Origin of the sequence: Caulobacter endophyticus (genome assembly GCF_003116815.1) — a bacterium.
GTDB classification, from domain to species: domain Bacteria; phylum Pseudomonadota; class Alphaproteobacteria; order Caulobacterales; family Caulobacteraceae; genus Caulobacter; species Caulobacter endophyticus.
This window is the reverse complement of record NZ_QDKQ01000068.1, coordinates 56,802-80,314: the sequence shown is the minus strand read 5'-3', so window position 1 is coordinate 80,314 and position 23,513 is coordinate 56,802. Positions and strand designations below refer to the sequence as shown.

Genomic DNA, 23,513 nt, shown 5'->3' with positions numbered 1-23,513 from the left:
ACGTCGAGCTGATCACCCCGATCGCCATGGAAGAGAAGCTCCGCTTCGCCATCCGTGAAGGCGGCCGCACCGTCGGCGCCGGCGTCGTCGCCAAGATCGTCGAGTAATCGATCGATCCAGCGATAAGCTGATCCAAGATCAGGCCCCGGAGGGAAACCTCCGGGGCCTTTTCTTTTGAAACCTCCCCTGTGGGGGGAGGCTCCTGGTTATGGGGATAGAGCAGCGTGGATCCCCGGCGTTCGGCGAAAAGACCTGAACGCGATCAACCGCTTGCAACTTTCTCATGCGCCTGGATCAGACGCGCTCAATCCCGCTGCATAATCATTGGGTCCCGTCGCAGGGAGAGGGCGCAAGGATCCGGCCCGAAGCGGCGACGTGGATGCGATCGAGCGGGGCTGAAGGAGCGGCGTGAGCCGGGCCTGAAGGCTTAAATGAGGATGGGGGACGTAAACCCGTCCATCGGGAGGCTACCGTTCATGGCCTCCCGCCGGTCCAAGGGTTCGCGCCGCCATGCACGCCTGGCCGTCAAGAAACGGGGCGCATTGCATGGGGAAGGGGCACAGGGCGGAAGAGGCCCGCGCGCCCCGGCCTGAGGCGTAACGATCGCGCGGGGCGTTCAAGCTTCGTCGAAACGGTACTTAGAACTCACACATCCGGGCGAAGCCCGGACGCCCCGCGCCCTCTCCATCCACTCAGCGGCAAGCCGCGTGAGAGCGCGAGCCCGTACCCAAAGATCCTCCCCCTGAAGGGGGAGGTGGCCCGGAGGGCCGGAGGGGGAAGTGACTGATGAGGTCAGTGCCCCACGCCAGCAATTCCTTCCCCCTCAGTCGCTCCGCGACAGCTCCCCCTTCAGGGGGAGCATCCTTGCGGCGAAGCCCGGGCCTCTACCGCCGCTTCGACCTCGGCGCCGGCTTGGCGGCGGTGTTGACCACGGCTCCGGCGCCTGCGCCCACGACGGCGCCCACGGGGCCGGCCACGACCGCGCCGGCGATGGCGCCGGTGGCCGCGCGCTGTTCCATGTTGTGGCCGCAGGCCGTGGTCAGGGCGGCCAGGGCCAGGATGGCGGCCAGGCGCGGAGCGGACGGCGAGAGGCGGGGCATAGAGGGGTCTCCGAAAGCGTCGGCGCGGGGCCGATCCAACTGCAGCGGTTAACGGCGCCGCTTGGTCGAGGTTCCGACTTAAGCCGCGCGGGGAGGGGAAAACCGCGCTGCTGCGGCGTTTTGGCGGTCGTCTAGGTTTTTCCTGTGAATCAAAGTGTTAACGGTATCGGTCGCCGAAAAGGCAGGCAAAATCCATGCTGCGGTGCAGCAGGCGCTTGCGACTCGGTCATAGTTCGGTCATAAGGCGAGGCATAAGCAGGATCTCGACCTTATTGCGAACGGTCGAACCTCCGCTGCCAGACCGGCCCGACAGTGCTTTTTCCGGGTGTCTTGGGAGCGTTTTTGTCGGGGGGCCGCTGCGCCCTCGCCGCGCAGGACGCAAGTTTTGAATATCAAGTCGCAGACGTGCGCTGACGCGCGCGGGCTGATCGGCGCCGTATTGGTCGGGTCCGTCACGGGCCTGGCGCTTGGCGGCGTCTATCTGGCGGGGGGCATGGCCCAGACCGCCGCTCAGCACGCTCGGGTTACGCGCCTGGCCGACAGCGCCGCGGGGAGCTACTCCGAAGCGGCGCTGCATCAGGCCGCGTCGCGCATGGACGCCGGGGCGCTCGCCATCGCCCGCCGCCATGACCCCTACACCGTCTCGGGCGACGCCCAGCGCGATCGCCAGGCCTCGCTGCTCGCCGCCCGCCTCGAGGGCGGCAATCGGACTTCCGAGGACAAGCCGCTCCTGATGCGCGCCAGCCTCGGCGGTTCGTTCAATCCGGCCGCCGCGCCGTTCCACCTGGCCAACGCCCTCGAAAGCTCGCGCGAACTCGAGTGCCTGGCCCAGGCGGTCTATTACGAGGCCCGGGGCGAGACGCCCAGCGGCCAGGCCGCGGTGGCTCAAGTCGTATTAAACCGCGTACGCCACCCTTCGTTCCCCAAGTCGATCTGCGGCGTCGTGTTCCAGGGCGCCTCGGCTCGCACCGGCTGCCAGTTCAGCTTCGCCTGCGACGGCTCGATGAGGGCCGGCCGCGAACGCGCCGCCTGGACCCGGGCCCGCAAGGTCGCCTCGCGCGCCCTGGCCGGCACGGTGATGTCCGAGGTCGGTTCGGCCACACACTTCCACACCACCGGCGTCGCCCCCAACTGGGGTCCGCGCCTGATGCGCGTCGCCCAGGTGGGCATGCACGTGTTCTACCGCTTCGGCGGTCGGGCCGGCGCGCCGGGCGCCTTCACCGACAAGCCGCGTCCGTCGACCCTCGACGACCTGCCCAACGCGCCCGTCCTGACGTCCCTGCCGCAGGCGCCCAGCGCCGACGGCAAGCCGCTGATCTACGTCGCCAGCGCGATGGCGATCGCCAGGGAAGGCGGCATGGGCGGTCCGGAGAAGGTCGGCCCCGAGCCGGCCTCGGCCCCGGCCATGCACCCGGCCAAGACCGCCGCCGACAAGGCCGAGGCGGTCAAGCCGTCAGTGATCGCGACCGGAGCTGGTTCCTGAGGAACCCGGGGGCCAGGCGGGCCATGAACCGCATCTGCCTGGCCCGCTTGCCCACCAGATAATAGAGTTCGCGGCCATGGGCCGCCCGCCACACCGTCTCGGCCGCCTCGTCGACGCCGTAGACAGGCAGGCCGCTCCTGCGCAGCTGCTCGCCCATGTCGGCGTTCTTGCCCGGCTGCGAGTTGCGCAGGATCGGCGTCTCGACGAACCACGGCATGACGCAGGCCACCCCGACCCCGAAGGCGGCGAACTCGGCGTCCAGGGCTTCCGACAGCCCCCGCACCGCGAACTTGGTCGCCGAATAGACCGCCAGGCCCGGCGAGCCGTAGATGCCCGCGCACGAGGCCATGTTGACCAGGCGCGAGCCCGGCGTGGCCTTCAGGAAGGGCAGGGCGGACCGGGCGCCGTTCATCACGCCCTGCACGTTCACCGCCAGCATCAGCTCGTCGCCCTGCGGGTCGCTCTCCGCGAAGGGGCCGAAGCGCGCCACGCCCGCGTTGTTGAACAGCACGTCCAGCCGGCCGCCGGACTGCTCGACGAAGGCCGAGAGGGCAGGCGTCCAGGCCTGGCGGTCGCGCACGTCCAGAAGATGGATGGAGCCCGCGCCCGGTCCGATCTCAGCCAGGGCGCGGGAAAGGCCCGCCTCGTCGATGTCCGACAGGCCGACGAACCAGCCCTCGGCCGAAAAGCGCTTGGCGCTGGCCAGGCCGATGCCGCTGGCCGCGCCGGTGATGAAGATGGCCTTGCGAGCCGACATGTCCGCCTCCCCGTCGTTGTTCTTCGTTATCGCCGATCAGACAGCGATCGACGGGGAGGGGTCAAGTTCACGCGTGCGTCAGTCGGTCTGGTCGTCGATCTCGGCGTCCGGGCCGTTCTTCTTGATCGACTCGATGGCGTTCCTGGCCGACGCCTTGGAGGCATAGCCTTCGGTCCAGAAGATGGTCTCGCTGTTGTAGACGAAGTAGGCGACGAACTCGCCGGCCTTGTTCTTCTTGATCAGGAACTTGTGGGCCATCTGGTGCTCCCGGAATGATGACTGATCTTTTGTCGGCGAGCCGACGCAAGGACCCTCGCGCCCCTGGCGCGGCCCTGTCAACCGCGTTGCGGTGACGCGCGACGCACCGGATGATGGTCCGCGACAAGCCGGGACGGACCCATGAGCGCGGACAAACTCGACCATCTCTCGCGCACCCTGCTGGGCGAGGCCTATGCCGACCTCTCCGACATCAAGCGCAGCGTCATTGACCTGATCGCCGCCGAGGCCCCTACCGGTCTCGCTCCTGGCATGGCCGAGAAGGAGGGCGGCTTCTGGGAGCGCCTGGCCGACCGGGTGGCGGCGATCGGCGGCTCGTGGGGCTTCATCGGCGGCTTCTCGGCGGTGCTGGCGGCCTGGGTGATCCTGAACCTGGCCTTGATGCCGTTTCACAGGGCCTTCGACCCCTATCCCTTCATCTTCCTGAACCTGGTGCTGTCGACCCTGGCGGCGATCCAGGCCCCGATCATCATGATGAGCCAGAACCGCCAGGCGGCGAAGGACCGCGAGGCCGCTGAGCACGACTATGTCGTCAACCTGCGCGCCGAGCTGGAGATCATGCGCCTGCATGACAAGCTCGACGCCCTGCGGATGGCCGAACTGTCGGAACTGGCCCGCGCCAACACCGTCTGCCTCGACGAACTGCGCGCCGAGGTGAGGGCGCTGCGGGGCGGGTGAAAGATCTCTTTCTTCCGTAAAATCCCCGCGAAAGCGGGGACCCAGGCCTTTTCTGAAATGCTTGGCGCTCGACGATAAAACACCTGGGCCCCCGCTTTCGCGGGGGTTTTACGGTGTTGAAGAGGCTAGCCCGCCTTCGCCGCTCGCCTCAGGGCCTGGGGCGGCTGGCCGTAGACGCGGATGAAGGCCCGGCGCATGCGCTCGGAGTCGCCGAAGCCGGACTCCAGCGCGATGTCCTCGACCTGCAGGGGGGCGCTGTCGAGCAGGGCGCGGGCGGCCTCGACCCGCAGACGCTCGATGGCCTTGGCCGGGGTCGAGCCGGTCTCGGCGGCGAACAGCCGGGCGAAGTTGCGCGGGCTCATGGCCGCGCGCTCGGCCAGTTCCTCGACGCTGAGCGGCCGGGCCAGATTTTCGCGGGCCCAGGCCAGAAGGGCGTCGAACCGTCCGCCCTTCAGCTCCAGCAGGGCCGAGAACTGCGACTGGCCGCCCGGCCGACGGTGATAGACCACCAGCTGCTGGGCGGTGCGCCTGGCGACCGCCTCGCCCAGGTCCGCGCCGATCATGGCCAGCGCCAGGTCGATGCCGGCGGTGATCCCGGCCGAGCTCCAGATCGGGCCGTCCTGCACCCAGATCCGGTCGGCCTCCAGCCGCACGCCCGGAAACCGCTTCTGGAAGTCCTTGGTGCGGCTCCAGTGGGTGGTGGCGCGCTTGCCCTCCAGCAGGCCGGCGGCGGCCAGCACATAGCTTCCCGAGCAGACGCTGGCCGTGCGCCGCGCCGAGCGAGCGGTCCTGCGCACATAGTCCAGCGTCGCCTCGCAGGTCGCAGGCGCACGCACCCCGTCGCCCCCGGAGATCAGCAGGGTGTCGAAGGCCGGAGCCTTGTCGAACGCCATGGTGTCGAAGGCCGCGCCCGAGCTGCTGGCCGTCCAGCCGCCGTCGCGGGACACCACGGTCAGGCCATAGGCGCCGGGATCGAACCGTGCGGCGATCTCGAAGGCCGAGATCGGACCGGCGGCGTCCAGCAACTGGAAGCCAGGATAGACCAGCATGCCGACGGCGCGGGGCATGGCGACTCCGTCTCTGGCGGAAATCGAGGGATCTCCGTCATTTCCGCCGCACGCTATCTGGGAGAGCATCGGTCGTCAAACGAGGAGGGCCTCCCCATGACCGATCCGATCCGCATCGTTTTCGCCCTGTTTCCTGGCGTCACCCACCTGGACTTCACCGGCCCGCACCAGATCCTGGCGCGCCTGCCGGGCGCAATCGTCGACGTCGCCAGTCTGGCCGGCGGCGAGATCGAGGCGGATGGCCTGATCTTCGCCCATCTGAAGCGGCTCGACCAGATCGAGGCGTGTGACATTCTCTGCGTGCCGGGCGGCTTCGGCACGACCCAGGCCATGGGGGACGAGGCCTTTCTGGGAGAGGTCAAGCGACTGGCCTGGAGCGCGCGCTACGTCACCAGCGTCTGCACCGGCTCGCTGGTGCTGGCGGCGGCGGGACTGCTGGAGGGCAAGCGCGCGGCCTGCCACTGGGCCTGGCGCGATCAGCTGGCCCTGTTCGGGGCCGTTCCGGACGAGGCCCGCGTGGTCCGCGACGGCCGTTTTGTCACGGGCGGCGGGGTGACGGCGGGCGTCGACTTTGCCTTGACCCTGGCAGCCGAGATCGCCGGATCGGCCGTGGCCCAGGCCATCCAGCTCGCCGTCGAATACGCGCCCGACCCGCCGTTCCAGTCGGGACGCCCCGAACTGGCGCCGCCCGAGGTGCTGGCCCGCGTGCGCAGGATCTACGACAACGGCATGGACGAGCGCCGCTCGGCGGCGGTTCGGGCGGCCGCCAAGCTGGGCCGGAGCGAGGCCACGCCCGTTCTTAACCCTGTTTGATCAGGGCTCGTTAAGGCTCGTGAACCAGATTGCCGCGGCATTTCCAAAGGAAGTCGCCGTGCAGGTCTCCGCCGCCAACACCGCCGCCCGCTACACCCCGCAGCGCCCCGCCGCTTCGGGCGATGCCGCGGCCAAGATCGTCGACCTGACCCAGCTGGCCGTGGCGCAGACCAACGCCAAGGCGACGGCCGCCGCCGGCGCGGCGCTGGCCCAGGCCACGGGCGAGCTCACCGGCACGCTGGTCAACATCTCGGCCTGAGCCGCTGACGGCTCAGGCCGCCGTCACCCCACCTGCACGCCGGTCATCGAGATCGCCGCGAACACGTCGTCGGCGAAGAACGACACCGGCTCGCCCGGCCCTTGCGCGCCCAGCACGTAGAGCAGCGGCAGATAGTGCTCTGCGCTATTGATCGACAGGGCCGCGTCCGGACCAAGAGACTCCCAATCGATCAGCGGCTGGTGGTCGCCGGCCGCGATCAGCGCCTTGGCGCGCTCGTTGAAGCGCGGCGCCCAGTCGGGCGTCTCGCCGGTGCGGAAGTTCACGGCCCGCAGATTGTGGACGATGTCGCCGCTGCCGATGATCAGCACGCCCTCGTCACGCAGCGCCGCCAGGCGGCGACCGGCCTCGTAGTGCCAGGCGTTCGGCTGGCCGCGGTCGATGCTGAGCTGGACAACCGGCACGTCGGCGTCTGGATACATCGGCGCCAGCACGCTCCAGGCGCCATGGTCCAGGCCGCGCGTCGGATGCTGTACGGTCAGTTGCGGCGCCAGCAGCTCGGCGGCGCGGGCCGCCAGGGCCGGATCGCCCGGCGCGCGGTACTGCACGTCGAACAGCGCCTGCGGGAAGCCGCCGAAATCGTGAATGGTCTCGGGCCGCTCCGAAGCGCTCAGCGCCGTGCCGCCCATCGTCTCCCAGTGGGCGCTGACCATCAGCACCGCCTTGGGGCGGGGCAGGTCGCGGCCCAGTTGCGCCCAGGCGCGGCTCCAGGCGTTGTCCTCGATCGCGTTCATCGGCGAGCCGTGGCCGATGAAGAGGACGGGCATGCGGGTCATGGCGGCGATGTCCAAACAGAAACTTATACAGTTACAGATGGGCGCTCGCTCGTCGGTGGTCAAGCATGGGCCAGCGCGACTTTCCGCCGCTTCCCCAGAAGGCCCGGCTTTGTTAAGGCCTCCCCTTGTGAGCACGTCCCAGTCATCCTCGGAGTCGGCCGCGTCCCCCCCGGGGCCCGCCGTCCCGGTCGCGTCCCCCGTCGTCCATGCGCCCCGTCCGGCGACCCGCGGCGGCGCGCTGGACCTGCTGCGCCTGCTGGCGGCCCTGCTGATCGTGGTTTACCACTTCGGCGCCGAGAGCCCGCTGCGGATCGAGCGCTTCCACCCGGTGTTCGCGCGCGGCTATCTGGCCACCGACTTCTTCCTGATGCTGTCGGGCTACGTGCTGGGTCGCGCCTACGGGCCGTCGGCGATTTCGGGCCGCATTACACACTTCCAGTTCTGGCTGCGTCGCGCCGCCCGCGTCTGGCCCGGCCACCTGATGGTCCTGGCGGCCATGGCCGGCCTCGTCCTGGCGCTGAACCTGATCGGCACCGACGCCCACAAGCCCTCGCGCTTCGCCTGGGACCAGCTGCCCCTGCAGGCAATGCTGATGCATGCCTGGGGCTTCAACAGCGACGGCTGGAACCTGCCCAGCTGGTCGCTGTCGGCCCTGATCGTCTGCTATGCCCTGTTCCCCTGGTTCTGGCGCGCCGCCAGCGCCACCCGTCGCCCCTGGCTGCCGATCGTGCTGGCCGCCGTGGTCGTGGTGCTGTTCGACATCGCCGCCCGCCGCACCAACGGCTTCGGCTTCGCCGAGGTCCCGATCGGCCTGTCCGACCTGCCGCTGCGCATCGGTGTGCTGCGGGCCGTTCCGCTGTTTTTGCTGGGCCTGTGCCTGGCGCGGGCGGTCGAGCTGAACTGGCCCTCTGAGAAGGCCGCCAAGATCCTGCTGGCTCTCGGTTGCGCGGGTCTGGTCGCCCTTCAGGTGATCGGCCGCTTCGACCTGCCCAGCCTGACCTGCCTTGCCGCCATCATCCTTGGCGCCGGCCGCCTGCCGGTGAAGCATCCCAAGGCCTGGATCGAGGAGGGCGCCAAGCTCTCCTTCGCCCTGTTCATCACCCACATCCTGGTGGGCGTGATCTACTGGAGCGCCGTGCACAAGCTGATCGACACCGTGCCGATCGGCATCGGCTGGCAGTGGCTGATGTGGCTGGCCGGCTTCCCGCTGGCCATCGGCGCGGCCTGGCTGTTCCACACCTATGTCGACCAGCCCGTGCAGGACCGGATCATGCCCTGGGTGCGGGGGCGGGGTTAGAAGGTCTCCAGCGCGAGCGTGTCGGCCTGGCGCTTGGTGAGGCGCTTCACCAGCAGGATGAAGTAGTAGCAGGCGACCAGATTCAACGCGCCGCCGAATAGCTCGATGCCCTTGCTGACCTGGGCAAGGCTCAGGGTCTCGACCCTGGCGTCGAGCCGCCAGCTGATCTGGTCGACGATCGTCGAGGCGACCCAGAAGCCCCACCACACGCGCATCCAGCTCGGCGTGGGCTCGCTGCTCCAGTCGGCGGGCGCGCCGCTGGCCTTCCAGGTTTCCTCCATCGCCTTGAACGGCTTGAAGAGGGTGGCGATGGGCACGAAGTACCAGCCGACGGCCCATGGCGGCCGGATCGTCAGTTTGTCCGACAGGGTGTGGGCGTTCATGTTGACGCGATAGATCCACTTCAGCCCGAGGAAGCCGCCGACCGCCAGCACCACGACGAAGGCAATGGCGATCAGGCCATCGACCATGTCGAAGGTCTCCATGCCGGGCAGCGAGGTCATCGTGTCGACGGGCGTACCGCTATCAAAGCGGGCCTGGGCGCCGAGCATCACCACGCCCCAGGCCATGTTGATCGCCGTCATGGCCATCTGCAGCCAGACCCAGATCAGCAGGGTTTTGGCCAGCGGTCCGGCCGCGCGCGCCGTGTAGGTCTTCGTCTTCGCCATGATCCGCCCCCGGAAGTTGGAGGCGTCTCTTAGCGGGCGAAGCGGTGCACTGGCAATCTTCGTGGGAGGTGTGTCAGGCCGCGTCCAGGCCGATATCCAGCACCGGCGCCGAGTGAGTGAGGGCCCCCACGCTGATCACGTCCACGCCTGTCTGCGCGATGGCGCGCACGGTGGTGAGGTTCACCCCGCCCGAGGCCTCCAGCACCGCTCGGCCCTTGGCCAGGGCGACGGCGGTCTTCAGGTCGTCCAGGCTGAAGTTGTCGAGCATGACCACGTCGGGGCCGTGCTTTAGGGCGTCTTCCAGCTGGTCCAGGCCGTCGACCTCGACCTCCACCTTGACCAGGTGCCCGGCGAAGGCGCGGGCCCGGCGGACGGCTTCACCGACCCCGCCGCAGGCGGCCACGTGGTTGTCCTTGATCAGGATGGCGTCGTCGAGGCCGAAGCGGTGATTGACCCCGCCGCCGCAGCGCACCGCGTACTTCTCCAGGGCGCGCAGGCCGGGCGTGGTCTTGCGGGTGTCGACGATTGTCGCGCCCGTGCCCTCGACCAGGCGCACATAGGCCCGCGTCAGGGTGGCGATGCCCGACAGCCGGCCCAGCAGGTTCAGGCCGGTGCGCTCGGTGGCCAGCACGGCGCGGGCGTCGCCCTTAGCGCGGGCCAGTACCGTGCCCGGCGCGGCGTCGGCGCCGTCGGGCGTGACCACTTCGAAGGTCGCGCTGGGATCCAGCGCGGCTAGGGCCAGGCGTGCGCAGGCCAGGCCGGAGACCCGGCCGTCCTGGCGGCTGGCGAACACCACCGATAGCCGCGCGTCGGCGTCGATGCAGGCCAGGCCCGTGATGTCGCCGGCCCGGCCCAGATCCTCGGCCAGGGACAGATCGACGATGGGACGGACAAGCAGGTCGGGCAGGGGCTCGATACGGGGGGAGACGGTCAAAATACGCTCTTCAGGGCAATGTCGGCGTCGGGGGCGAACAGCGGCGAGACGCTGTCCTCGGCGGTTAGGATCAGGCGCTCGCTCCAGTCGCCTTCGAACGGACGACGGAAGACGTGAAGCTTGGCGTGCTTGACGTCGATCACCCAGTATTCGGCGATCCCCGCTGCGGCGTAGGCCTGCCTCTTGGAGCCGAGATCGCGCGTCAGGGTGGCGAGCGAGGACTCGATGACCAGGAAGACCTGGTCGGGGCGTAGGAAGAAGGCCTCGGCGTCGCGAGCGATGACGGCGCCGTCGGGATCGAAGGCCGATGCCTTGGAGACGCGAACCGTACCGCCATTGAGCACTTCGTAGCGCTCTTCCAGCCCAAGACGCTCGATCGCTCGGTCCAGAGCCTTGTTAAGGCGGGCTGAGGCCCGCGCATGGGGCATCGATTCCGCCGACATCCGCACCAGCCTTCCGTCTTCGAGTTCCACGCGGGTCCCGTCGTCGCGATCGAAGACGCCGGCCCGGACCATGGTCTCCAGGTCGTCGACGGTCAGCAGGAACTCGGTCACGCCGTGCTCGGCCAGGCCGTCGGCGTGCCTGTCGAACGGGCTGTCAGATGGACCGAACGTCGTGCTCATGGTCGCGTCTCCGTTCCCCTTACGTACCACTACTCGGCGGCGTGACGCAAACCGGCGGGGGCGGCGTCGAGGGTCACGAAGGTGCGTTGCGGCTCGGTCTTTGCTGGGAAGTCCGAGCGGTAGTGACCGCCCCGGCTTTCCTGGCGGACGAGGGCGGCGTCCACGATCAGGCGGGCGGCGACCAGGGGCGGGCAGGGGCCGTGGGCGGCTTCCAGCGTCGCCACCTCGTCCCGCAGGCGGGCCAGGCCGTCGGCGTCGCGGATGACGCCGGCGTCGCGGCTCATGGCGCGGCGCAGGGTCTGGAAGGCCTCGTCCGGCAGGTCGGGCAGCGGGGCGAGCGACAGCGGCTCGCCGCCGGTCTCGCTCTCGACCGCCGCAGCGCGGCCGGCGCGGGCGCCGAACACGGCCGCTTCCAGCAGGCTGTTGGAGGCCAGGCGGTTGGCGCCCTGCACGCCGGTGGAGGCGCACTCGCCGGCGGCGTAGAGGCCCGGCAGGCTGGCGCGGCCGTCGAGATCGGTGGCGACCCCGCCCATGTGGTAGTGCACGGCCGGCACGACCGGGATCATCTCGCGGCGCGGGTCGATCCCGGCGCTTTGGCAGGCCTCGAACACGGCCGGGAACTCGTGCGGGAAGTGCGCCCCTACCGCCGTCGTGGCGTCGAGGAAGGCGCCGCGGCCGGCGGCGCGCTCGGCGTGGATGGCGCGGGCCACCACGTCGCGGGGGGCCAGTTCCCTGGCCGGGTGATAGTCGGCCATGAAGGCGCGGCCGTCGGTGTTGCGCAGGATCGAGCCTTCGCCGCGCAGGGCCTCCGTCGCCAGGGGGGCGGGGTCCCTGCCGATATCGATGGCCGTGGGGTGGAACTGCACGAATTCGGGATCGGCGATCTCGGCGCCGGCCAGGGCGGCCAGGCCCAGGCCCTCGCCGCGCACCTGGGCGGGCGTGGTGGTCACCGCATAGAGGCCGCCGACGCCGCCGGTGGCCAGGATCACGGCCTTGCCGCGCACCTCGACCAGGTCGCCGTCGATCGCGGCCAGTACGCCGACCACGCGGCCGGTCTCGTCCTGAAGCAGACGGCGGGCGCGGGCGTTCTCGCGGATCTCGACGGTGGGCGTGGCGCGCACGGCGGCCACGACGGCGGCCATGATCGCCGCGCCTGCGCCGTCGCCGCCCACGCGGGCGACGCGGGCCTTGGAGTGGGCGGCCTCAAGGCTCAGCACGAAGTCGCCGTCAGGTTTACGGTCGAACGGCGCGCCGATGGCGGCCAGGGCGCGGACAGCGGCGGGGCCCTCCCGGGTCAGCAGGGCGACGGCCTCGCCGTCGCAGAGGCCGGCTCCGGCGGCGATGGTGTCGGCGGCGTGCAGCGACGGCGTGTCGTCGCCGGCCAGGGCGGCGGCGAGGCCCCCTTGCGCCCAGGCGCTGGAGCAGCCGGTCGCCAGCGGCGTCGGCGACAGCACCAGGGCTGTCTTGGCCGCCAGCGCGGCAGTGAGGCCGGCGAGGCCCGCGCCGAGGATCACGGGGCCGTCGAAGGTGATGCGTGCGGCCATCTCATACTCCACTCCCTTCCCCTTGATGGGGGAAGGGCCGGGGACGGGGGTGAACACGGCGGTTCGGCCATCCGAGAAAGACGAGGGGAAGGGCGTTGAAGCGGACAGGTCGCGTCACGCCATTCCCAACCCTTCCCCCATCGAGGGGAAGGGAGCTTAGATCAGCTCCACGTCCACGTGATGGCGCGCCTTGACGAGGTCGTAGCGGGCCGGGGCGGCGGGCGGGGGTAGGTCGATCATCCGCTGCACGGCCTGGCGGGCGCGGTCGAGGACGTCGGCGTCCACCGTGACCTCGTACTGCTCGTGCACCAGGGCGTCGTAGATGTTCTGCAGCGTGATCCGCTTCATGTGCGGGCACATGTTGCAGGGGCCGATGAACTGGGTCCCGGGGCTTTCGGCCTGGACGTTGCTGGCCATCGAGCACTCGGTGATCAGCACCACCTGGGCGGGCTTGCGGGCGGCGACGTAGTCGTTCATCGCGGCGGTAGAGCCGGCGAAGTCCGAGGCCTCGAGGATCGCGGCCGGACATTCGGGGTGGGCCAGCACCTCGGCGCCGGGCCAGGCCGCGCGCATGTCGGCGATGTCCTGGGGCGTGAAGCGCTTGTGCACCTCGCAGTGGCCGGCCCAGGCGATGATCTTGACGTTGGTCTGGCGGGCGACGTTGCGGGCCAGGAACTCGTCGGGGATCAGGATGACCTTGTCGGTCCCCCATTCCCTGGCGGCCCATTCCACCACCTGCACGGCGTTGGCGCTGGTGCAGCAGATATCGGTCTCGGCCTTCACGTCGGCGGTGGTGTTGACGTAGGTGACCACCGGCACGCCCGGATGGCGCTTCTTGATCAGCCGCACGTCCGCGCCCGTGATCGACGAGGCCAGCGAGCAGCCGGCCAGCAGGTCGGGGATCAGGATCTTCTTCTCGGGGCTGAGGACCTTGCTGGTCTCGGCCATGAAGTGGACGCCGGCCTGGACGATGATCTGGGCGTCGCTCTTGGCGGCTTCCTTGGCCAGGGCCAGGCTGTCGCCCACGAAGTCGCCCACGCCGTGGAAGATATCCGGCGTCATGTAGTTGTGGGCCAGGATGGCGGCGTTCTTCTCGCGCTTGATCCGGTTGATCTCCGAGATCAGCGGCGCCTGCAGGCGCCATTCCATCGGCGTGACGTGGTGCTTGACCTTGTCCCAGACGGCGGCGGTCTCCGCCTCGATGTCGGCGGTGAAGGCGAGGGGCGCGAAACCGTCGGCCATGTCGTCCTCTCTTATGCTCAAAGTGAGCATTTCCTGGGCCTCAAAAAACGCCGGACCAAGGTTGCGGCTCCGTCCGGCGTCGCGACTTATGCTGAAAGTGAGCATAAGGGGCTATCCACATATAGCCGCTCGTTCGGGGAATGCAAAGCATGCGGACGAAAAATCGCGCGACGCCATCCAAGCCCGGCCGAAAGGTCCAAGGGCGGGTCAGTGCGGGCGGCGGGTCTCGAAGGCCTGGTCTATGGCCCTCACCAGCGCATCCAGCGCATAGGGCTTGCGCAGAAGCGGCCAGGGGGCGGCGCGGGCTTCCGCCAGTTCCTGGCCGGTGTAGCCCGAACTCAGCAGAATCGGCAGCTCCGGCCGCTCGGCTGACAGGATAGAGGCGAGGTCCACGCCGCTCTTGTCGCCGGGCATCATCACGTCGGTGAGAAGCAGTCCAAGGTCGGGGTTAGCCCTGGCCACCTGCAGGGCTTCATCGGCGTCGCCGGCCCGGCGCACATGGTGGCCCAGCTCGATCAGCATGGCCTCGACCAGGTCGCCGACCTCGGAGTCGTCCTCGGCCAGCAGCACTTCCACGCCTGGACGCGGGGCGGGAGGGGCCACCGGCGCGGCCTGCAGGATCGCGCCCTCGTGGCTGGCCGGCAGCAGCATCGACACCGTCGCGCCCTTGCCTGGGGCCGAGATGATCTCGACCTCGCCCCCGCTCTGGCGCACGAAGCCGTAGACCTGCGACAGGCCCAGCCCGGTGCCCTTGCCCGAGGCCTTGGTGGTGAAGAACGGCTCGAAGGCGCGGGCGACGGTGTCGGCGTCCATTCCCTTGCCCTCGTCGCGGACCGAGACGCGCAGATAGGCCCCGGGCTTCAGCTCGCCGCGCGGCTTGTCCAGGGTCTCGGGGCCGGACTCCACGACGATCACCCCGCCTGGCGGGCTGGCGTCGCGGGCGTTGACCACCAGGTTCAGCAGCGCCGCCTCGAACTGGCCCGCATCTATCCGCGCCGTGCGCGTGCCCGAGCCCAGGCTGAGCTTCAGCGGCAGCACCTCGCCGACGGCGCGGCGCAGCAGGGCCTCGCTCTCGGCGATCAGCCGGTCGACGCGGCAGATCTCCGGATTGAGCGGCTGGCGGCGGGCGAAGGCCAGCAGGTGCTGGGTCAGCTTCTCGCCGCGCCGCGCCGCCGACAGGGCCGCGTCGACCATCTTGTCGCGCCGGCGCGCGTCGTCGGGATGGCGCTGCACCGCGTCCAGGGCGCCGATCACCACGGTCAGCAGGTTGTTGAAGTCGTGGGCCACGCCGCCGGTCAGCTGACCGATGGCCTCCAGCTTCTGGGCCTGGCTGAGGGCGGCCTGGGCCAGGTCGCGCTCGGCCACCGCCTCGTCGACCTTGTCGGCCAGCAGTTCGTTCATGCCCGTCAGCTTGGCCTCGGCCTCCTTGGCGTCGCTGACGTCGAAGGCGATGCCGATGAAGCCGGCGAAGGCTCCGCCAGGGCCGTAGCGCGGCTGCGAGAACGACTTCAGCCAGCGCCACTGGCCGTCGGGCCGGCGATAGCGCGCCTCCAGGCTGAACGGCTTGCGCGAGGCCTCGCCTGCGATCTGGGCCTTGAGGATGGCGGGCAGGTCCTCCGGGTGGATGCGCGTGCGCCAGTCCAGGGTCAGGGCGTCGCGATAGTCGGCGCCGGCGAAGTCCACATAGGCGGCGTTGACGAACTCCCGCGCCCCGCCCTGGCCGGTGATCCACATCAGGGCCGGCGCGCTGTCGGCCAGGGCCCGGAAGCGGGCCTCGCTCTCGCGCAGGCCTTCCTCGGTCTGACGGCGCTTGGTCACTTCGAAATTGACGCCCAGCACCCGCACGGCCCAGCCCGAGGCGTCCCGCTCGATCCGGCCCAGGCCATGGATCCAGCGCTCGCCGTCCGGCCCGTCCACCAGCCGGTACTCGACCTCGTACAGCGGCCCGCTCTTGATGGCCCGGCGGATCTCCTGCTGCACCCGGGGGCGGTCCTCGGGATGCACGGCGGCGGCCACCGTCTCGAAGTCCAGCGGACCTTCCGGCGGCAGGCGCAGGTTGCGCCGCGCGGCGGGCGACAGGTGCAGGTCGCCGGTGGCCACGTCCCATTCCCACGGACCCACCCCGGCGGCGGCCTGGGTCACCTCCAGCCGGGTCTCGGCGTCCTGCTGGCGGCGGCGGGCCTCGGCCAGGCCGATGACGGCCTCGCGCATGCCGTGGGCGACGGCCAGCGTGGCGATCGCCGAGATCACGTACAGCACCATCGAGGCGGTCTGCGGCTCGCTCAGGGTGTCGGCGTAGCGACCGGCCCACAGCCACCAGCCCAGGGCCGCGCCGCTGGCCATCGGCACGAGGCCCCAGCGCCAGCCGGCGTACAGCGTCACCAGCACCATGGCGGGGAAGAAAGCCTGGGTCGCGCCCAGCGTCTGGTCTGGTCCCAGCAGCGCGAAACGCATGCCCAGCGCCGCCAGCGTGGCCACGACCGCGGCCAGGGCCGCACGCCAGAACGGCGGAGGAACCTCTGGTATGAGCCAGGCGCTTAGCAGGGCGGACGCCGTGCGTGACGGCGTCGGCGCGGGGGCGAGCGGATCATTTTTGTTCATTCTTGCTCCGCGCTCATGAGCAGGCTTGCCAAGAGCATGGACACGCTTACCTAGGACACGCAACACGGGAGATCATGAATGGCGACCGCTCCGAACATCGGCATCTCGGCCAAGCAACGCGCTGACATCGCGCAGGGATTGAACAAGGTCCTGGCCGACAGCTATGCGCTCTACCTCAAGACGCACGGCTACCACTGGAATGTTCGCGGGCCCTACTTCCAGTCCCTGCACATCCTTCTGGAAGGCCAATACAACGAAGAATGGGCCGCTCTTGACCTGATCGCCGAGCGCATTCGCGCCCTGGGCGAACTGGCGCCGCAGGGCTACGCCGCCTTCGGCAATCTCTCCAGCATCAAGGACGGCGACGGCGAGCAGGACTGGGAGGCCATGATCAAGGAACTCCTGGCCGACAACGAGACCGTCATCGCCACGCTGCGCGGCGCCATCGACGCCCCCGACGAGGCCGGCGACGAGGCCACGGTCGATCTCTACACCCAGCGCCTGGCGGCCCACGAAAAGCACGCCTGGATGCTGCGTTCGACCCTGAGCAAGTAATCCGAACACCCCGCGTGCCGTCCTCCAGACGACATCCGGGCAAGAAGGCCGCCGCGGCGCTGATCGTCGTCGGCGGCCTTTCTGCGTGCGCCACCGCCTACCACCTGCCGCGCCAGCACGGCCGCGCGGCGGGCGTGGCCAGCCAGGCCGGCATGCTCTCCGACGCCGGGCTGGCGCGCTACACGGCCGACATGGATCTGGCCATGCTGGCCCTGGCGCGCCGCCACGACCCCCGCCCGCGCAAGGACTATTGGGGCCGTGTGAAGGGCTGGGAGGTGATCGACATCGCCACCATCCCGGTGCTGGGGTCCGGCGTTCCCGGCTTCGAGGACGCCCGGCTGATCAACGGCTACCGCGCGCCTGCGCCCCTGCCGATCGAGGCGGCCCGGCCCTTCGTGCTCAAGACCTCGGGCGAGGAGCGGGCGAGGGCGCTGCACTGCCTGACCCAGGCGGTCTATTTCGAGGCCGGCTTCGAGGCGCCCGAGGGCCAGCAGGCCGTAGCCCAGACCGTGCTCAACCGCCTGCGCCATCCGGGCTATCCCAAGTCGATCTGCGGGGTGATCTACGAAGGCTCGCTGCGCAGCACCGGCTGTCAGTTCAGCTTCACCTGCGACGGCTCGCTGGACAAGACCGTGTCGCCGCCGCTGTGGGACCGCGCCCAGGCCGTGGCCCGCCGTGCGCTGTCGGGCTTCGTGATGAAGGACGTGGGCGTGGCCACCCACTACCACGCCGACTACGTCGCCCCGTACTGGGCGCCGACCCTGGTCAAGCTCAAGCAGGTCGGCACGCACATCTTCTACCGCTGGACCGGGCCGTCGGGCACGCTGGCGGCCTTCAAGGGCCGCTACGCCGGCGGCGAGACCAGGATCTCGGCCGACACTCTGATGGGCGCCGATCCACGCACGCTGGAGGCCGCCCCGCCCGCCGTCCTGGCCCAGAACCTGGCCCAGACCCTGGGCGGCCCGGCGCCGAGCGCGGCTCTGAAGGACGCCAGGCTGGTCGTGATCCCCGACGCCGCCGCGCCCGGCGGCGAACGCATCAAGGTCGAGGGCAGCGTCGCCGGCCGCCGCATCGCCACCGCCGACGAGATCGCCCGCATCAACAAGGCTCTGGAAGTGCTGCCCGAGGTCCAGGCCGAGGCCGCGGCCAAGCCGCCCGCACCCCCCGCGGTCGAAGCGCCGCCTCCGCCGCCCAAGCCGAAACCCCGGCCGCCGACCCTGCTAAATCCGCTCTAAAAGGTCCTCCCCCTGAAGGGGGAGGTGGCCCGAAGGGCCGGAGGGGGAAGTGACTGATGAGATCAGTGCTCCCCCACGCCAGCAATCCCTTCCCCCTCAGTCGCTCCGCGACAGCTCCCCCTTCAGGGGGAGCATCTAGTGCGACGAACCTCCCCCAACAGGGGGAGGTTCCAGAAGGTGGGAGTTCCAACCAACGAAAAAGGCCGCCCCCTGCGGAGCGACCTTTCCGTCACTTCAACAAACAAAAACGCCTACCAGGCGCCGATCTCGTTGGCCTCGGCGTGGCTGATCGGGTGGTGAGCCTTCTTGTGATCTTCCTCGGCCAGGAACCGCACCGCCTCCAGGGCGGCCATGCAACCCATGCCGGCGGCGGTCACGGCCTGGCGGTAGACGTCGTCGGTGACGTCGCCGGCGGCGTAGACGCCTTCGATGGCCGTCGAGGCCGTGCCCGGCTTGACCTTCAGGTAGCCGCCCGGGCCGGTTTCCAGCTGGCCGGCGAACAGTTCCGACGACGGCGCGTGGCCGATGGCGATGAACACGCCGTCGGTCTTCAGTTCGGTCGCCTGCCCGGTCTTGATGTTCTTCAGGCGCACGCCGGTGACGCCGGCCGGATCGCTGTCGCCCAGGACCTCGTCGATGACGCTGTCCCAGACCACCTCGACCTTCTCATGGGCCAGCAGGCGCTCCTGCAGGATCTTCTCGGCCCGCAGCTCGTCCTTGCGGTGCACCAGCGTGACCTTGCTGGCGAAGCTGGTCAGGAACAGGGCTTCCTCGACGGCGGTGTTGCCGCCGCCGACCACCACCACTTCCTTGTTGCGATAGAAGAAGCCGTCGCAGGTGGCGCAGGCCGAGACGCCAAAGCCCTGGAACTTGCTTTCGCTTTCCAGGCCCAGCCACTTGGCCTGGGCGCCGGTGGCGATGATGATCGTCTCGGCGATCCAGTCCTGACCGCTGTCGGTCTTGACCGCGAACGGGCGCTTGCTGAGGTCGACCGACATCACGATGTCGCTGACGAATTCGGTGCCCACGTGCTCGGCCTGGGCGCGCATCTGGTCCATCAGCCAGGGACCCTGGATGACGTCGGCGAAGCCCGGATAGTTCTCGACGTCGGTCGTGATGGTCAGCTGGCCGCCCGGCTGGATGCCGGCGATGAGCACGGGCTTGAGCAGCGCGCGGGCGGCGTAGATGGCGGCGGTGTAGCCGGCGGGGCCCGAACCGATGATCAGGCAGCGCGTGTGGCGGGGAGCGGTGGTGGACATGGCGGATATCTAGGCGCGATTCCGCTCCTGCGCTACATTGCACGCCATGAACCCGTTGCTGGAACGCATCACGATCGATCCTGGCAAGACCGCCGAGGTGTTGCAGGGGTATCCGTGCCTGGAGGCCGACGATGTCCGCGCGGCGCTGGCCTACGCCGCCGCCGATACGGCCGTCGTCGCCGCTTGAAGCTGCTGCTCGACGCCCAACTGCCGCCGGTCCTGGCGCAGCCGAGGCCTGGACGCCGAAAACCTTACCGAACGCGGACGGGAGATGCGGCGGTCGTCGAGATCGGTCGCTGAGTTGAGAGAAGGGGCGCCATGAAGGGCGGATTGAACATCGGGATCGGCATCGGAACGATGATCGGGGTCGCGCTGGGACTGGCGCTCGACAACCTGGCGATCGGCATCGGTGTCGGCATCGCCATCGGCGCCGGCCTGGGCACGGCGCTGCAGGCGGCCAAGCCCGCCGAGGCCAAGGCTGGCGGCAAGAAGGGCGAGGGCGGCGACAGCGGCTCGACGCGCTATTCCGACAGCTCGTCCTCGTCGTCTTCGTCGGACTGCGGCTCGTCGGACGGCGGCTGCGGCGGCGATGGCGGCGGCGATTGACGCCTCGTCCACGATTGCAGGGTTAATAGGGGACAAACCGCGTGAGTTTCCGCCCATGACCGCTTCGCCCGAAATCGAGATCGCCGGCCGCAAGATCGGCGCGGACCATCCGCCCTATGTGATCTGCGAGCTGTCGGGGAACCACAACGGCAGCCTTGAGCGCTGCCTGTCGATGGTCGACGCCGCCGCCGACACCGGCTGCGACGGGATCAAGATCCAGACCTACACCGCCGACACCATCACGCTCGACGTCGACCGGCCCGAGTTCAAGATCCACGGCGGCTTGTGGGACGGGCGCAGCCTCTACGAGCTTTACGAAGAGGCCCATACCCCGTTCGAATGGCACGCGGCCATCTTCGAGCGGGCTCGCAAGCGGGGCGTAACGATCTTCTCCAGCCCGTTCGACGAGACCGCGGTCGACCTGCTGGCGGGCCTCGACGCTCCCGCCTACAAGATCGCCTCGTTCGAGGCCGTCGATCTGCCGCTGATCCGCTACGCGGCCGCGCAGGGCAAGCCGCTGATCATCTCGACCGGCATGGCCAACCTGGCCGAGATCGAGACCGCTCGAAACACGGCGCTGGAAGCCGGCGCGCCGGGCGTGCTGCTGCTGCATTGCGTGTCGAGCTATCCTGCCACCTTCGCCGACGCCAATGTGCGGACCGTGGCCGACATGGCTGCCCGCTTCGGCTGCCCGATTGGCCTTTCGGACCATACGCCGGGCACGGCCGCCTCGGTGGCGGCGGTGTCGGTCGGCGCCTGCGCGGTCGAGAAGCACTTCACCCTGGCCCGCGCCGACGGCGGCCCCGACGCGGCCTTCAGCCTGGAGCCGGCCGAGTTCAGGGCCCTGGTCGACGACACGAAGAACGCCTGGGCTTCGTTGGGCCGCGCGCACTACGACGTGCTGGGCGCCGAGCAGGGGTCCCTGCTGTTCCGTCGTTCGCTCTACGTCACCGCCGACGTGGCGGCCGGCGCCGTCCTGACCCGTGACAACGTCCGCTCGGTGCGTCCGGGCAACGGCCTGCCGCCGGCCGATCTCGACAAGGTGCTGGGCCGTCCCGCCGCCCGCGCCCTGACCCGCGGCGAGCCGCTGGCCTGGGACATGGTGGGCGGCTAAGGCGCGACCAGCGTCTTCAGGCCGGTCCAGCCGACGTTCATCAGGGCGTCGACGAAGCCCATATAGGGCGTGAACGCGGGCCGCCCCTGCGCATACGCCGCCAGGTCGCAGGCCTTGAAGCGAACGGGGAAGCCCGCGGCGGCGAACACGCCGTCCTCCTCCATGTAGTCGGCCGATCCGGTCGGCGAGACGTATTCGGTCGCGCCGACCGCATGGCAGATCGCCAGCAGGTGCTCGGACCGCGCGCCCGTCGCGGCGAGGCTGGAGGCGCGGACGAACTCAGCCTGGATGCCGATCTTCTGCGCCGCCGCCTGCGCCATGCCGCAGGTCAGGTCGGCCAGGGCGCCGTCGGGCTCACGAGCCAGTTGTTCGGCGACGAAGGCGAAGCCCTCGGCGAAGAAAGGCCGCTTGCCGTAGGCGTGGCGCATGGCGGCCAGGTGCTTCTCGCGCCAGGGCTGGCCGTCGTCGATGCGGATGGCGTGGATCGGCGTGTCGCGGTCGTGCTTCTTCACGGGAACCGTCAGCATCAGCTCGCCCTGGGCGGTGAGAATACGGTTGCGCGACTGCCACGAGCGGCGGGCGAACTGCACGTCGTCCAGGAAGACAAAGACGTCGCTGGCCGCCATCAGCTGGAAATAGCCCAGATACGGCAGATAGGTCGGCTGCATAATCGCCGCCGTTATCGGGAGCGAGGCCAGGCTCATCCGGCCAGCGCCAGGCCGCCGGCGGCAGGCGCGCTCCGGGCGTGCGCGAGGGCGGCGTCCACCTCGGCCAGCTTGGCGCTCTTGCCGTAGGGCTCCCAGGCCCCGCAGACGAAGGACGGTCCGAAGCGTTCGGTCAGCTTTTCGCGCAGCGTCGCAAGGCCGGCGATGGCGTCTCGCGAATGATAGATCCAGCGCGGCTGGGCGCCGGATTGCAGCAGGGCTCCGGTCTTCAGCGAGCCGAAGCCCGAAAGCAGGCCGCGCATCTCGCCGGGCAGGGCGCGCAGGTCGGCCTCGCGCACGCATTCGGCCACCACCAGGGTCTTGCCGCCGCTCTCGTAGAGATAGGCTCGGAAGCAGTCGCCCTTGGCTGTGAAGTTCTGGACGTAGACCGGGCAGGGGCCGTCGAATTCCGCTTCGAAGACGTAGGTGAAGAAGCTCTTCTTCACCAGCGCCGGGGTCGAAAGGCCCATCGGCTTGAACAGCGGCGTCGGGTTGGCGGCCCAGACCACCGTGTCGCCTGCCGCATGCTCGGCCATGACCTGTCGAGGCGAGATCAGGCTCTCGAAGCGGATGTCGACGCCCAGCGTCTCCAGCGCTCGGCGGCAGGTCTCGAACAGGGCCGTGAAGCCGCCCGCCGGCAGGCTGGCGGTGACGTTGGCGGTGCGTCCCGACAGGCCGCGCGGCACGCCGTACAGCTCGTCGGCCCATGCGTTCGAGGCCTTCAGGGCCACCAGGGCGGGGGTCTCGGCGCTGGCCGGATAGACGCGGTTGATGGCCAGCGGAATGGCCGCATCGCCGTGCACGGCGCCGAGATCGGCGTCCAGGTGCCAGCGGCAGTACTCGGCCAGGGTCTCGGCGATCGGCGAGGGATAGGCGGCGATGCGGTCGGCCAGGCTGTCGCCGGCCGGGCGGGCGATCCGCAGGTTGGCGCAGTCGACGGCCGGGCCGCCGAAGTCCCAGGTGAAGACGCGCTTGCCCGCGCTGTCCAGGCTGAGCGAGCCGAAGCGGTTGTCGAAGGTCTCGAACGCCGCGCCTTGCGCCTTCAGCCGTTCGACCAGGGCGTCGCCCTCGGGGCCGAAATAGACGCAGCCGTCGCGCATCTCCGCGCCGTTGACGACCTTGGGGCGGGCCACGCCGCCGAGAGCGTCGAAGCGCTCGTGCAGCTCGATGTCGCGCCAGCCCAGGCGATGGGCCTCGAAGGCGGCCATGATCCCGGTCAGGCCGCCGCCGACGATGCGGATCCGGCCGTTCACGAGACGGCGCCCCAGACCACCAGGTCGCTGTTGCGGGGCACGCGGACGCCGGCCTGGAGATTGTCGAAGCTGACGCGGAAGACGTCGGGCTGGGCCAGGCCCAGCTCGTCGCGCAGGCGGTTCACTAGGCCCGCCTCGGTGTAGAACAGATTGAACAGGCCTTCTTCGCCGGTTTCGGGCGTCGCCAGGCGGAAGCCGTCCGGCTCCTCGGCGACGCCTCGGCCGTAGCGATAGTCGTCGACCAGGCGCGTACGGACGAAGACCTCGGCGTTCGGGGCCAGCTTCTCGCGCACGGCGGTCAGCACCCGGTGGGCCTGGGCGTTGGTCAGGTAGCAGAGCAGGTTGGGGATCAGCAGGACGTCGATCGGTCCCTCGATCCCGTCGGGAAGGCCCAGCGACAGGTCGGCCTGGATCAGGCTGGCCGCCTCGCCCAGGTTCCAGCGGGCGTCTTCCAGCGCCGCGGCCGAATAGTCGACATTGACCAGGGTCCAGCCGTAGGCGGCGTAGAGCGACAGGTTGTTGCCCGTGCCGCCGCCCAGTTCGACCACCTTGCCGGCGCGCTGGTGCAGGCCGCGCTTGAAGAAGTGGCGGGCGATGAACTCGTCAGGGTACTTCAGACCCCGGATGTCCGGCAGGGCGCGCATGTCCGTC

At 69.8% G+C, this 23,513-nt stretch carries 26 protein-coding genes; 11 read left to right on the top strand and 15 right to left on the bottom strand.

The features are described 5' to 3' along the window. The coding region (locus DDF67_RS20675; protein WP_146198065.1) for an EF-Tu C-terminal domain-related protein at window positions 1–107 on the top strand (107 nt) is incomplete at its 5' end. Window positions 108–884: 777 nt separating this feature from the next. On the opposite strand, the gene DDF67_RS20670 is transcribed toward DDF67_RS20675, so the two are convergent. Beyond that, window positions 885–1,100 carry a hypothetical protein gene (locus DDF67_RS20670; protein WP_109102704.1) on the bottom strand — a complete coding sequence of 72 codons (216 nt, stop codon included), beginning with the start codon at window positions 1,098–1,100 and terminating at the stop codon, window positions 885–887. A gap of 385 nt (window positions 1,101–1,485) precedes the next feature. On the opposite strand from DDF67_RS20670, the gene DDF67_RS20665 reads away from it, so the two are divergent. Continuing rightward, entirely contained in the window at window positions 1,486–2,583 is a 1,098-nt protein-coding gene (locus DDF67_RS20665) for a cell wall hydrolase (RefSeq protein WP_109102703.1), read from the top strand. Here the strand turns inward: DDF67_RS20665 and DDF67_RS20660 are convergent. Further along, a complete protein-coding gene (locus DDF67_RS20660; protein WP_109102702.1) occupies window positions 2,546–3,340 on the bottom strand; it encodes an SDR family oxidoreductase in 795 nt (264 codons plus the stop codon). The two genes, DDF67_RS20665 and DDF67_RS20660, sit on opposite strands and share 38 nt — an antisense overlap. A 78-nt stretch (window positions 3,341–3,418) precedes the next feature. Beyond that, window positions 3,419–3,598: a YegP family protein gene (locus DDF67_RS20655; protein WP_109102701.1), complete on the bottom strand. Its 180-nt coding sequence runs from the start codon at window positions 3,596–3,598 to the stop codon at window positions 3,419–3,421. A 141-nt stretch (window positions 3,599–3,739) separates the two neighbouring features. Here DDF67_RS20655 and DDF67_RS20650 point away from each other — a divergent pair, with 141 nt between their 5' ends. Beyond that, entirely contained in the window at window positions 3,740–4,294 is a 555-nt protein-coding gene (locus DDF67_RS20650; RefSeq protein WP_109102700.1) for a DUF1003 domain-containing protein, read from the top strand. 125 nt (window positions 4,295–4,419) lie between these two features. On the opposite strand, the gene DDF67_RS20645 is transcribed toward DDF67_RS20650, so the two are convergent. Next, window positions 4,420–5,361 (bottom strand): GlxA family transcriptional regulator, encoded by a 942-nt coding sequence (locus DDF67_RS20645; RefSeq protein WP_109102699.1) that lies wholly within the window; start codon window positions 5,359–5,361, stop codon window positions 4,420–4,422. Window positions 5,362–5,457: 96 nt separating this feature from the next. Here DDF67_RS20645 and DDF67_RS20640 point away from each other — a divergent pair, with 96 nt between their 5' ends. Together DDF67_RS20640 and DDF67_RS20635 are read left to right on the top strand one after the other, a co-directional pair. Next, entirely contained in the window at window positions 5,458–6,174 is a 717-nt protein-coding gene (locus tag DDF67_RS20640) for a DJ-1/PfpI family protein (protein WP_109102698.1), read from the top strand. Window positions 6,175–6,232: 58 nt separating this feature from the next. Continuing rightward, complete coding sequence (locus DDF67_RS20635; RefSeq protein WP_109102697.1) at window positions 6,233–6,433, top strand: hypothetical protein; 201 nt, start codon at window positions 6,233–6,235, stop codon at window positions 6,431–6,433. A gap of 23 nt (window positions 6,434–6,456) precedes the next feature. On the opposite strand, the gene ygiD is transcribed toward DDF67_RS20635, so the two are convergent. Then, a complete protein-coding gene (ygiD, locus tag DDF67_RS20630; RefSeq protein WP_109102710.1) occupies window positions 6,457–7,227 on the bottom strand; it encodes a 4,5-DOPA-extradiol-dioxygenase in 771 nt (256 codons plus the stop codon). A gap of 127 nt (window positions 7,228–7,354) precedes the next feature. Between ygiD and DDF67_RS20625 the strand changes: the two genes are divergently transcribed. Next, on the top strand, window positions 7,355–8,524 hold the full coding sequence (locus tag DDF67_RS20625) for an acyltransferase family protein (RefSeq protein ID WP_233247712.1): 1,170 nt from the start codon (window positions 7,355–7,357) through the stop codon (window positions 8,522–8,524). Here the strand turns inward: DDF67_RS20625 and DDF67_RS20620 are convergent. The 6 genes from DDF67_RS20620 to DDF67_RS20595 all read right to left on the bottom strand — a co-directional run bounded on the left by DDF67_RS20620 (window position 8,521) and on the right by DDF67_RS20595 (window position 16,136). After that, window positions 8,521–9,192: a DUF4328 domain-containing protein gene (locus tag DDF67_RS20620; protein ID WP_109102695.1), complete on the bottom strand. Its 672-nt coding sequence runs from the start codon at window positions 9,190–9,192 to the stop codon at window positions 8,521–8,523. The two genes, DDF67_RS20625 and DDF67_RS20620, sit on opposite strands and share 4 nt — an antisense overlap. 73 nt (window positions 9,193–9,265) lie before the next feature. Then, the gene (gene nadC / locus DDF67_RS20615) at window positions 9,266–10,108 is read right to left on the bottom strand and encodes a carboxylating nicotinate-nucleotide diphosphorylase (RefSeq protein ID WP_109102709.1); all 843 of its coding nucleotides are present in this window, start codon (window positions 10,106–10,108) and stop codon (window positions 9,266–9,268) included. A gap of 14 nt (window positions 10,109–10,122) precedes the next feature. After that, window positions 10,123–10,749, bottom strand: coding sequence for a Uma2 family endonuclease (locus DDF67_RS20610; RefSeq protein WP_109102694.1), 627 nt, complete (start codon window positions 10,747–10,749; stop codon window positions 10,123–10,125). Between the two features lie 29 nt (window positions 10,750–10,778). Further along, window positions 10,779–12,293, bottom strand: a complete 1,515-nt coding sequence (locus DDF67_RS20605) for an L-aspartate oxidase (protein WP_109102693.1) — start codon at window positions 12,291–12,293, stop codon at window positions 10,779–10,781. A gap of 156 nt (window positions 12,294–12,449) precedes the next feature. After that, on the bottom strand, window positions 12,450–13,535 hold the full coding sequence (gene nadA / locus DDF67_RS20600; protein WP_199229294.1) for a quinolinate synthase NadA: 1,086 nt from the start codon (window positions 13,533–13,535) through the stop codon (window positions 12,450–12,452). Window positions 13,536–13,742: 207 nt separating this feature from the next. Then, complete coding sequence (locus DDF67_RS20595) at window positions 13,743–16,136, bottom strand: hybrid sensor histidine kinase/response regulator (RefSeq protein ID WP_109102691.1); 2,394 nt, start codon at window positions 16,134–16,136, stop codon at window positions 13,743–13,745. 78 nt (window positions 16,137–16,214) lie between these two features. Here DDF67_RS20595 and DDF67_RS20590 point away from each other — a divergent pair, with 78 nt between their 5' ends. Then, on the top strand, window positions 16,215–16,691 hold the full coding sequence (locus DDF67_RS20590; protein ID WP_058350074.1) for a Dps family protein: 477 nt from the start codon (window positions 16,215–16,217) through the stop codon (window positions 16,689–16,691). Between the two features lie 14 nt (window positions 16,692–16,705). Next, the gene (locus DDF67_RS20585; RefSeq protein ID WP_109102690.1) at window positions 16,706–17,926 is read left to right on the top strand and encodes a cell wall hydrolase; all 1,221 of its coding nucleotides are present in this window, start codon (window positions 16,706–16,708) and stop codon (window positions 17,924–17,926) included. Window positions 17,927–18,177: 251 nt separating this feature from the next. Here the strand turns inward: DDF67_RS20585 and trxB are convergent, their stop codons facing one another. Continuing rightward, a complete protein-coding gene (gene trxB, locus DDF67_RS20580; protein WP_109102689.1) occupies window positions 18,178–19,185 on the bottom strand; it encodes a thioredoxin-disulfide reductase in 1,008 nt (335 codons plus the stop codon). Between the two features lie 46 nt (window positions 19,186–19,231). On the opposite strand from trxB, the gene DDF67_RS20575 reads away from it, so the two are divergent. The 3 genes from DDF67_RS20575 to pseI all read left to right on the top strand — a co-directional run bounded on the left by DDF67_RS20575 (window position 19,232) and on the right by pseI (window position 20,905). Continuing rightward, the gene (locus DDF67_RS20575; RefSeq protein WP_109102688.1) at window positions 19,232–19,372 is read left to right on the top strand and encodes a DUF433 domain-containing protein; all 141 of its coding nucleotides are present in this window, start codon (window positions 19,232–19,234) and stop codon (window positions 19,370–19,372) included. A gap of 131 nt (window positions 19,373–19,503) precedes the next feature. After that, entirely contained in the window at window positions 19,504–19,791 is a 288-nt protein-coding gene (locus DDF67_RS20570; RefSeq protein WP_109102687.1) for a hypothetical protein, read from the top strand. A 55-nt stretch (window positions 19,792–19,846) separates the two neighbouring features. Then, window positions 19,847–20,905, top strand: coding sequence for a pseudaminic acid synthase (gene pseI / locus DDF67_RS20565; RefSeq protein WP_109102686.1), 1,059 nt, complete (start codon window positions 19,847–19,849; stop codon window positions 20,903–20,905). Here pseI and DDF67_RS20560 read toward each other — a convergent pair. The 3 genes from DDF67_RS20560 to DDF67_RS20550 are packed head-to-tail and all read right to left on the bottom strand — an operon-like array spanning window position 20,902 to window position 23,506. Then, complete coding sequence (locus DDF67_RS20560; protein ID WP_109102685.1) at window positions 20,902–21,609, bottom strand: WbqC family protein; 708 nt, start codon at window positions 21,607–21,609, stop codon at window positions 20,902–20,904. The two genes, pseI and DDF67_RS20560, sit on opposite strands and share 4 nt — an antisense overlap. Then, on the bottom strand, window positions 21,606–22,862 hold the full coding sequence (locus tag DDF67_RS20555) for a flavin monoamine oxidase family protein (RefSeq protein WP_109102684.1): 1,257 nt from the start codon (window positions 22,860–22,862) through the stop codon (window positions 21,606–21,608). Before DDF67_RS20555 ends, DDF67_RS20560 begins: the two co-directional genes overlap by 4 nt. After that, a complete protein-coding gene (locus DDF67_RS20550) occupies window positions 22,859–23,506 on the bottom strand; it encodes a class I SAM-dependent methyltransferase (protein ID WP_109102683.1) in 648 nt (215 codons plus the stop codon). Before DDF67_RS20550 ends, DDF67_RS20555 begins: the two co-directional genes overlap by 4 nt. Window positions 23,507–23,513 lie beyond the last annotated feature (7 nt).

Bases quoted from the DNA above. Each gene is read 5' to 3' on its own strand.
- DDF67_RS20670 (WP_109102704.1), bottom strand. From the start codon at position 1,100: ATGCCCCGCCTCTCGCCGTCCGCTCCGCGCCTGGCCGCCATCCTGGCC.
- DDF67_RS20660 (WP_109102702.1), bottom strand. From the start codon at position 3,340: ATGTCGGCTCGCAAGGCCATCTTCATCACCGGCGCGGCCAGCGGCATC.
- DDF67_RS20655 (WP_109102701.1), bottom strand. From the start codon at position 3,598: ATGGCCCACAAGTTCCTGATCAAGAAGAACAAGGCCGGCGAGTTCGTC.
- DDF67_RS20650 (WP_109102700.1), top strand. From the start codon at position 3,740: ATGAGCGCGGACAAACTCGACCATCTCTCGCGCACCCTGCTGGGCGAG.
- DDF67_RS20645 (WP_109102699.1), bottom strand. From the start codon at position 5,361: ATGCCCCGCGCCGTCGGCATGCTGGTCTATCCTGGCTTCCAGTTGCTG.
- DDF67_RS20640 (WP_109102698.1), top strand. From the start codon at position 5,458: ATGACCGATCCGATCCGCATCGTTTTCGCCCTGTTTCCTGGCGTCACC.
- ygiD (WP_109102710.1), bottom strand. From the start codon at position 7,227: ATGACCCGCATGCCCGTCCTCTTCATCGGCCACGGCTCGCCGATGAAC.
- DDF67_RS20620 (WP_109102695.1), bottom strand. From the start codon at position 9,192: ATGGCGAAGACGAAGACCTACACGGCGCGCGCGGCCGGACCGCTGGCC.
- DDF67_RS20610 (WP_109102694.1), bottom strand. From the start codon at position 10,749: ATGAGCACGACGTTCGGTCCATCTGACAGCCCGTTCGACAGGCACGCC.
- DDF67_RS20605 (WP_109102693.1), bottom strand. From the start codon at position 12,293: ATGGCCGCACGCATCACCTTCGACGGCCCCGTGATCCTCGGCGCGGGC.
- nadA (WP_199229294.1), bottom strand. From the start codon at position 13,535: ATGGCCGACGGTTTCGCGCCCCTCGCCTTCACCGCCGACATCGAGGCG.
- DDF67_RS20595 (WP_109102691.1), bottom strand. From the start codon at position 16,136: ATGAACAAAAATGATCCGCTCGCCCCCGCGCCGACGCCGTCACGCACG.
- DDF67_RS20590 (WP_058350074.1), top strand. From the start codon at position 16,215: ATGGCGACCGCTCCGAACATCGGCATCTCGGCCAAGCAACGCGCTGAC.
- trxB (WP_109102689.1), bottom strand. From the start codon at position 19,185: ATGTCCACCACCGCTCCCCGCCACACGCGCTGCCTGATCATCGGTTCG.
- DDF67_RS20575 (WP_109102688.1), top strand. From the start codon at position 19,232: ATGAACCCGTTGCTGGAACGCATCACGATCGATCCTGGCAAGACCGCC.
- DDF67_RS20570 (WP_109102687.1), top strand. From the start codon at position 19,504: ATGAAGGGCGGATTGAACATCGGGATCGGCATCGGAACGATGATCGGG.
- pseI (WP_109102686.1), top strand. From the start codon at position 19,847: ATGACCGCTTCGCCCGAAATCGAGATCGCCGGCCGCAAGATCGGCGCG.
- DDF67_RS20560 (WP_109102685.1), bottom strand. From the start codon at position 21,609: ATGAGCCTGGCCTCGCTCCCGATAACGGCGGCGATTATGCAGCCGACC.
- DDF67_RS20550 (WP_109102683.1), bottom strand. From the start codon at position 23,506: ATGCGCGCCCTGCCGGACATCCGGGGTCTGAAGTACCCTGACGAGTTC.